Source organism: Streptomyces kebangsaanensis (assembly GCF_001906585.1).
GTDB lineage: Bacteria > Actinomycetota > Actinomycetes > Streptomycetales > Streptomycetaceae > Streptomyces > Streptomyces kebangsaanensis.
Map to the genome: position 1 here is coordinate 1 of NZ_JUJA01000069.1, position 7,033 is coordinate 7,033.

Genomic DNA, 7,033 nt, shown 5'->3' on the forward strand with positions numbered 1-7,033 from the left:
GACAACTGGTGCGACAAGTAAGTCGCTGCTACTGAGCGCCGGGCAAGAAAGGAGAAAGAGGCCCGGCCCGGGAAGTGACCAACTCCCCGGTCCCCGCCGTCACATGCGACCCCAGCAATGGGGTGGTGTGAAGCTGGCGGTCAAAGCCCAAGAGCCCCCAGACCATCACGGGGCAACAGGCGAGGGGAAGCTCGGACGGGAGAGCGAAAGCGAAGCCGTGTTTGTACGGACCGAAATGTGGACCCGCGTGATGGAAGCAATCGACGCGGCCGAGGACTAGAGGCAGAGGAGTCTCACATGGGCGGGCAGTCAGTTAAACCCCGCTGTGGTCACCATGGTCCCGGTTCAGAGCGGACTCCCAACCCGAACGCAACTCAGTACTGCGGAACTTGGAAACCCCGTAACGGTCCCGACCGCAAGGTCGGGTAAGCCGGAGGCAACGAAGGTGAATCCCGTTGCGGGAACAGGAAGATCCGAGAAGCATAGGCCACTAGCCCGTAAGGGCAGGGGAAAGCAAGGGAACGCGCCGCTCCAGGCTCCTTGTATAACCCGGTGGATACCCGCCAAGTGGCGGGTCCCGAAAGGGAGCTGACGCGGATCTGGTGAGCCCTTGAAGGCAGAGCAAGACGAGAAGCAGAGTCAAGGCACAAGTTAGAACAGGAGGCAGATATGACCGATACGGAAGTGGACGCTTCCCGGAACGGAACCTTGAGCGACGCTCAGGCATGGAACAGCATCGACTGGTCCGCGCAGGAGCGGAACGTTAAGCGTCTCAGGCAGCGAATCTTCAAGGCCGCGAAAGCAGGGGACCTCAAGAAGGTCCGAAACCTGCAAAAGCTCATGCTGCGCTCACACTCCAACACGCTGGTAAGCGTGCGAAGGGTGGCACAACAGAGCGCGGGCAGGAACACGGCCGGTGTCGATGGTCAAAGGGCACTCGATCCCGCCGAGAGGACCCGCCTCGTGCGGGACCTTGAAGCGGACGCCCCGAAGCCGAAACCGGTCAAGCGTGTATACATTCCAAAGGCTAATGGGAAGATGCGACCGCTGGGAATTCCGGTGATCGCGGACCGTGCCCACCAGGCCAGGGTAAAGAACGCCCTGGAACCGGAATGGGAAGCCAGGTTCGAACCGAGGTCCTATGGATTCAGGCCCGGACGTGGCTGCCACGACGCCCTGGAGGCGATCCACCAAACGGTCAAGCGCAGCGCGGGGCATGACCCCGCACGTCAGTGGGTACTCGACGCTGACCTCAAGGGCGCTTTCGACCGCATCAGCCACAAGCACCTGATGGACTCCATCGGGTTCTTTCCCGCCAGGGAGAGCATTCTTGGATGGCTTGAGGCCGGAGTGATGGAGAACTCCACGTTCTCCGAAACGGTAGAAGGCACGCCGCAAGGCGGCGTGATCTCCCCTCTGCTGTTGAACGTCGCTCTGCACGGAATGGAACAGGCCGCAGGGGTGAAGTACTGGGCGCGCAAGGGCGGCATCAAAACCGCCCGAGGTGCAACGGTACTCATTCGGTACGCGGATGACTTCGTGGTGTTCTGTCACACGGAGGATGAAGCGAACCGGGTCAAGGAATCGCTGGCGCGATGGCTGGAGCCGCGAGGGCTGGCCTTCAACGAAGAAAAGACCCGTGTGGTCCACCTTCGTGAGGGGTTTGACTTCCTCGGATGCACGGTTCAACAGCACAGCAATGGCATCTCTTTGATCACCCCGTCCAAGGCGGCCGAACAACGCGCCAGGTTGAAGATCAAGTCCACCATCCGTAAGGCTATGGGCACGGATCAGGACACCCTGATCCGTAACCTCGCCCCGTTCATTCGGGGATGGACGGCCTACTACTCGCCCGTGTCCGCGAACCAGGCGTTCTTGCGGCTTGACCGCTATACGTTTGATCTTTTGTGGAAGTGGGCGGTGAAGAGGCACCGCAGGAAGGGTCGCAAGTGGATCAGGTCCCATTTCTGGGGCCGACACCACGCGACGCGCCAGGACACGTGGGTGTTCGGTAACAGCAAGCTGCATTTGCAGAAGGCTGCGTGGACCCCCATTCGACGGCACCAGGTTGTTCCTGGAGACAATTCCAAGGACGACCCGGAGCTGGCGGAGTTCTGGTCGAAGCGCGTCCGGAAGCGCAGCACGACCATGGTGAACGAGAAGAAACTGATCGTCACCCTGACCGTGCGGCAGAAGGGTCTGTGCCCGGGCTGTGGTCTGGATCTTCTGGAAGGGGCGGGTTTCGAGCCGGACAGCCTGCGGGATTGGGTTGCGTGGTTCGAGGCCGGTCGCCGGGCATTCGATGTCCACCATGTGGTGCATCGAAAGCACGGCGGCAGTAATGCACTGTCCAACCTGGAAGTGCGGCACGCTACCTGTCACAGTCAGCTTCACGCCGGCGGGCATGACAAGAAAAGCGGCGTAAGGCTTGCTTGAGCCGTATGCGGGGAAACTCGCACGTACGGTTCTGAGGGGGCTGGGACCCAGTAATGGGTCCCAGCTACCCGACCACCGGCCTGCCGTCGGCAAGGAACTCGTACGTGGTGCGGACGCACAGGTCACCCTCGGCGATACCGAGACGCGTCGCGATCTCCGCCGGTGCCGGGACTTTGGCGTCGGTCCGGCTCTCCCAGTCACCTTGCCTGCCCACGGCCTTCATGTCCGCGCGAAACGGGGAGCCGTCGGGCCGCTCCCGTGCCGACGAACGGACCACCCGGACGCGCTGCCGGGGCTCGGCGACGTAGGTGCCGGAACCGGCGCGGCCTTCCAGCACACCTTGGGAGATCAGCAGCTCCTGCGCTCGGCGGACCACGTTCTCGCCCACCCCGCACTCCTGGGCGATCTGGGCACGGGAAGGAAGTCGGTCCCCCGGCGTCCACTCGTGCTCCGCGATCCGCCGCCGCAGTTCGTCGGCGATGCGGAGATAGGGCGGCTGCTCAGGCATATGGAAAATCTAGTCCACTAGCTCTAATCTAGTTAACCAACTTCACTTGGAGTGATCGCCGGTGACCGGAGGATGCCCTGTGCCCGCTTCAGAGGTGAGCGCGGAGGCCATCGCGGCCCGGTTGTCGGCCGTCGGACTCGCCACGCGTGTGGAGGAGCGCGACGGATGCACGGCCATCGAAGCGGAGGTACCAGAACCACTCTCCGCGGACTCATGGCGGGAGGTCCTGGAAGCGGTCGCACAGGCCGATCGATTCGGGCTTCTCGCCACCAGATCGAACGGCCGCACCCTCTGGGCGGTCGTACGCAAAACGGTCCCCACGACGGGCGATGTCGGGGGACCGGGCCATCAGCGATAGGAGCTGAGCAGCGTGTTCAATCGTATCCGCCGTACCGTCTCGCGCATCAGAGGGCGGTACCTCCGCAAGGGTCGGCACCGCCGCCCCGCAACGCCCGTGCGGCCGTTGGTCGCTTCTCTGGGGGTCGCCCACGGGGCACCGCTGTACCTGCGACAGCGTCAAGGACACACGGGCGTTCTCATGGGCGAGGAGGTCGCGCTCGTCCGTCCGTACGTGCTGGCCAGCGAGGAGCGCGCGCGTCACCGCTCGACGGCCGTGCCCTGCCCTCCCTTCGCCGGCCCCTGGTTCGTCTCGGCGGGTGACCGCTGATGCCTTCCCGTCAGCAGCCCCACACCACGCAGGTGGAAGCCGACTCCTACCGGTCGATCTCCTGCCGGATCGGCACGCACCACGCGTGCGCGGAGTCGTCCCCGGCCACCGCACCGGTTGACGTACCGGTGATCTACGAAGCCTGCGACTGCTCCTGCCACACGATCGTCACGCGAGAAGCGCCGACGGAGGCGGCGCGGTGAGGGGCGGAGCACCCAGCGGCGTGCCGCTCTCTCCCGTCGAGATCACTTCGGCCAGCGTGCAGCGCGGCGACGTCATCCAGATCGGGGGCCAGTCGTGCCGGGTGGCCGACATCTTCCAACTGCCCGGTGGAGCCAAGCGACTTGTGTTCGACTCGGGCGAGCTGCTGACCATGCACACGGGGACCCGGCTCGTCGCCCTGCGGATCCTGAGAGTGCGAGGCGGTGATCCAGCTCATGCCTTCTCGGCGCGACGCTATCGCCGATGACCTCCGAGACCGGATCGCCACCGGCCGGATCAAGCCCGGCGAACGCCTTCCTTCTGAGGCCCACCTCGCCACGCAGTACAGGGTCAGCACACCGACGCTGCGGAACGCTCTCGCCGTGCTCCAAGTGGAAGGCCTCGTGGAGAAGGTCCACGGCAAGGGGAACTTCGTTCGTCGTCCCCTCCGCAGGATCACGTACGTCGGAGGGGGCCGAACACCGGACACACAGGCCGCTGCTCACACAGACCTGAGCGTCATCGTCCGCACCACCAGGACTCGGGCCCGCGGGCATCTGGCGACCCTGCTGAAGGTGTCGCCCAGTAGCCCTCTGACCGAGTTCCTCTGTCTCAGCCATGAAGGCGAGAGACCGCACAGCCTGGCCCGCATCTACGTCCCGTGCGACCTGGCGCCGGCCGCCGCGCTCCGCGAGTCGCTCTCGTACGAGGGGGTGATGACGCGACTGACGCGGCTGCGCCCGCCGCCGGCGGAAGTCCGGGAGAGGGTCAGCGTTCGGCTCCCGACGCCGGAGGAGGCATCCACCCTTCGGATCAGCTCTGCCCTGGCGGTCCTCGCCATTACACGCCAGATGGCCGACACCGCTGGGCGCGTGGTCGAGGCGGCGCTCCTGGTGCTGCCGGGGGACCGCGCCGACGCGGTGTTCACCACTCACTATGTGATCGACGAGAGGGCGACGGAAGGATGACGACGTCACACGAGCTGCGGCTCCTCCCATGGACGGGACCCGATGGCAAGCCCTGCTTCCTCAGCACCGATGACAGCGACGGCTACCTGTCCCGCCTGGCCGACAACATCGAATCGGCACAACTCGGCATGGCTACCGAACTCCTGGACCAGGCGTTGGACATGCTCGCCGACACCGATACGGAACCGGACGACCTACGACTCCTGGCGAAGGACCTGACCGGAGCCCTGAGGGACACCCTCCGCGTAGCAACCAGCCGTGATCACCGCCTGAGTAGCCGGTCTACTGATCACCGGTTTCGCTGACCAGCGGGCCTGAAGAAGCCCACGGCTCTGACCAGCTCAGATGTCGTGGGCTTCTGCCGTTGCCGGTCGGCGTTGGCTGACCTCGGACGGCTCAGGGACGGCCCAGTGGCCCTCACAGGCAACTGCCCGCACTCGGCTGCGATTTCGTGTGATGATCAGGCCCGCGTGATGGGACACGCGAATGGGGGTGTGGGACGTGGACTGGTTCCTTGTTGGTGCGGCTGCGGTGGGCTTTGGCCTGTTGGCTGTCGCCGGCGTCCTGGCGTTGGCCACGGGTTGGCTGGCGCCGTGGCTTCGAGGCCGCGTAGTTCGGCCGGACCTGTGGGGGTATGGGACAGTGTCGCTGGCCGCGGGCCTGGCGACGATCATGTCCTTCAAGGTGGCAGTGGATTCGGAGATCGTGCTGGATACGCTCTTCGTCCTCGCCATGGCGTTGGTCATCCTGGGCGGCCTGCTTCAAAGGCGCTCGCTGCGTCGCCCCGCAGACCAGTAACCGTCAGCCTTTCGGCCGTTCTGCTTCGTCTACGGACGACTTCTGATCTTCCTCAACTCTGCTTCACTGATCGGCACCTGCGCCGGTACCCGAAGCACCGTCTCTGAGCAGGGAAAGAGCCGTCGTCGACTGTCGTCATCTGTCATCGTTGAGCACCCCCGCACGGCCCAGAGACGGCCCGAGCGCGGGTGTCGCGGTGCGCCCCTCGATGCGCACTATGGGCACGGTGGTCGCTGAGGTCGGTCAGGCACGTCAGCTGGTTGCTTGGGGTTGGCAGCGGTTGCTCCTGGGCGCGGAGGTCGCTGTACTTCCCTGCTGTACAGCAGCCAGATGCGCCATGTACAACATCACCATGACGACTCAACCGACGTGGGCCATGTGGTGGGCCGAGATAGCGGTCTTCCTTACCGTGGCCGGCGCGACCCTCACGGCGATTGCTTTCCTGGTGTCGTTGGCAGCCGGGGGCCAGCACGTGACCCTTGACGTCGTGCCGTCGATTCTGTTGATTGCGCTGTCCATCGGCGTCGGTATCTTCGTGAGCGGTCGGTTCAGGGCGTGGGGGTTGCGTCGCAGAGCCGTGTGCCACACGCAATCTTAAAAACCGTCGTGGCAGCGATGTCACCGTGGGTTCAAATCCCACCGCCTCCGCTCGACGAGCTGTGGGAAGGGCCCCTGACCTGGGTGTTTGGTCGGGGGCCCTTCCCGTGTCCGGCTACCGTGACCGCCCGGTGTTCCCCGTGGTTCCCCGCTCGGTCGGGCACGGCCGGGGCGCGGGCACATCAGGCGAGTCGCTGCCGGGAGATCCCGATGCTCCGGGTCACAGCGACCAGCTGAGATCCCGGTCGAGCCCGGGGCGGTTCGGCGAGCCGGCGTCGTCGCCGGCCGTGGCCCATCGGTGGCTGAAGACGACGGGAATGTCCAGGGCGAGGAAGTCCTTCCCGTCCTCCGTGCGGGCGCGCAGGTGGATGCGGTGCCTCGCCACCGGCACCGCCGCGGGGATCCGAAGGTCCCACGTCTGCCGCCACGGCCCGGCGGGCGGCCGGGGATCACCCGAGAGGCTCGTGCCCATGCTTGCCAGCAGTTCGGGCAGCTTGTAGCTTTTGTCCAGTATTTTCATCGGGCCGATCTTCATGACCACCCTGCAGGTGACCCGGGTCAGGTCGACCGCCTCCTTGAGGTGGCCGTGCATCTCCCAGCGGACCTGGTGTCCAAGGCGCGGCCATGCGGGGGTCAGGGTGATGTCGAGGATGTCCATGACGTAGCTGTCGTCGCTCGCGTCCTCCACCAGGTGATTGCTCATGTCGCTCATCCCGTGGTGCGGTGAGGGGAAGTGGCGTGTGGCCGTGTGGCCCGTCGCTCCGCCCCGGGGCCGTGTGCTTGCGGCCGCGGGCCGGGCAGGGGCAGCCGGACCGGGTGTGCGGCGTGCGCTTTCGTCACCCGTCCGGGCCCGCCCGA

General features: G+C 65.5%; 10 protein-coding genes and 1 pseudogene. 9 read left to right on the forward strand and 2 right to left on the reverse strand.

Annotation, left to right across the window (positions count from 1 at the left end; genetic code table 11):
• Window positions 1-669: 669 nt before the first annotated feature.
• A complete protein-coding gene (ltrA, locus tag RH94_RS09645; RefSeq protein ID WP_199880911.1) occupies window positions 670-2,436 on the forward strand; it encodes a group II intron reverse transcriptase/maturase in 1,767 nt (588 codons plus the stop codon).
• A 73-nt stretch (window positions 2,437-2,509) separates the two neighbouring features.
• Here the strand turns inward: ltrA and RH94_RS09650 are convergent.
• Window positions 2,510-2,944 (reverse strand): annotated as a pseudogene (locus RH94_RS09650) (GntR family transcriptional regulator); the annotation flags it as partial.
• A 79-nt stretch (window positions 2,945-3,023) separates the two neighbouring features.
• On the opposite strand from RH94_RS09650, the gene RH94_RS42900 reads away from it, so the two are divergent.
• The 8 genes from RH94_RS42900 to RH94_RS09690 all read left to right on the forward strand — a co-directional run bounded on the left by RH94_RS42900 (window position 3,024) and on the right by RH94_RS09690 (window position 6,176).
• A complete protein-coding gene (locus RH94_RS42900) occupies window positions 3,024-3,302 on the forward strand; it encodes a hypothetical protein (protein WP_073947208.1) in 279 nt (92 codons plus the stop codon).
• Between the two features lie 180 nt (window positions 3,303-3,482).
• Window positions 3,483-3,611, forward strand: coding sequence for a hypothetical protein (locus RH94_RS46095; protein WP_267893350.1), 129 nt, complete (start codon window positions 3,483-3,485; stop codon window positions 3,609-3,611).
• Window positions 3,611-3,814 carry a hypothetical protein gene (locus RH94_RS09665; protein WP_073947210.1) on the forward strand — a complete coding sequence of 68 codons (204 nt, stop codon included), beginning with the start codon at window positions 3,611-3,613 and terminating at the stop codon, window positions 3,812-3,814. The genes RH94_RS46095 and RH94_RS09665 overlap by 1 nt, the downstream gene beginning before the upstream one ends.
• A 20-nt stretch (window positions 3,815-3,834) precedes the next feature.
• Window positions 3,835-4,080: a hypothetical protein gene (locus tag RH94_RS09670; protein ID WP_324614255.1), complete on the forward strand. Its 246-nt coding sequence runs from the start codon at window positions 3,835-3,837 to the stop codon at window positions 4,078-4,080.
• Window positions 4,049-4,780 (forward strand): GntR family transcriptional regulator, encoded by a 732-nt coding sequence (locus RH94_RS09675; RefSeq protein WP_073947215.1) that lies wholly within the window; start codon window positions 4,049-4,051, stop codon window positions 4,778-4,780. The genes RH94_RS09670 and RH94_RS09675 overlap by 32 nt, the downstream gene beginning before the upstream one ends.
• The gene (locus tag RH94_RS09680) at window positions 4,777-5,085 is read left to right on the forward strand and encodes a hypothetical protein (RefSeq protein ID WP_073947212.1); all 309 of its coding nucleotides are present in this window, start codon (window positions 4,777-4,779) and stop codon (window positions 5,083-5,085) included. Before RH94_RS09675 ends, RH94_RS09680 begins: the two co-directional genes overlap by 4 nt.
• 196 nt (window positions 5,086-5,281) lie before the next feature.
• A complete protein-coding gene (locus RH94_RS09685; RefSeq protein WP_073947216.1) occupies window positions 5,282-5,578 on the forward strand; it encodes a hypothetical protein in 297 nt (98 codons plus the stop codon).
• A gap of 337 nt (window positions 5,579-5,915) precedes the next feature.
• Window positions 5,916-6,176: a hypothetical protein gene (locus RH94_RS09690; RefSeq protein ID WP_073947213.1), complete on the forward strand. Its 261-nt coding sequence runs from the start codon at window positions 5,916-5,918 to the stop codon at window positions 6,174-6,176.
• A 219-nt stretch (window positions 6,177-6,395) separates the two neighbouring features.
• Here the strand turns inward: RH94_RS09690 and RH94_RS09695 are convergent, their stop codons facing one another.
• Window positions 6,396-6,878 (reverse strand): hypothetical protein, encoded by a 483-nt coding sequence (locus tag RH94_RS09695; RefSeq protein ID WP_073947214.1) that lies wholly within the window; start codon window positions 6,876-6,878, stop codon window positions 6,396-6,398.
• Window positions 6,879-7,033: the final 155 nt, after the last annotated feature.

Bases quoted from the DNA above. Each gene is read 5' to 3' on its own strand.
- ltrA (WP_199880911.1), top strand. From the start codon at position 670: ATGACCGATACGGAAGTGGACGCTTCCCGGAACGGAACCTTGAGCGAC.
- RH94_RS46095 (WP_267893350.1), top strand. From the start codon at position 3,483: ATGGGCGAGGAGGTCGCGCTCGTCCGTCCGTACGTGCTGGCCAGCGAG.
- RH94_RS09665 (WP_073947210.1), top strand. From the start codon at position 3,611: ATGCCTTCCCGTCAGCAGCCCCACACCACGCAGGTGGAAGCCGACTCC.
- RH94_RS09675 (WP_073947215.1), top strand. From the start codon at position 4,049: ATGCCTTCTCGGCGCGACGCTATCGCCGATGACCTCCGAGACCGGATC.
- RH94_RS09680 (WP_073947212.1), top strand. From the start codon at position 4,777: ATGACGACGTCACACGAGCTGCGGCTCCTCCCATGGACGGGACCCGAT.
- RH94_RS09690 (WP_073947213.1), top strand. From the start codon at position 5,916: ATGTACAACATCACCATGACGACTCAACCGACGTGGGCCATGTGGTGG.
- RH94_RS09695 (WP_073947214.1), bottom strand. From the start codon at position 6,878: ATGAGCAATCACCTGGTGGAGGACGCGAGCGACGACAGCTACGTCATG.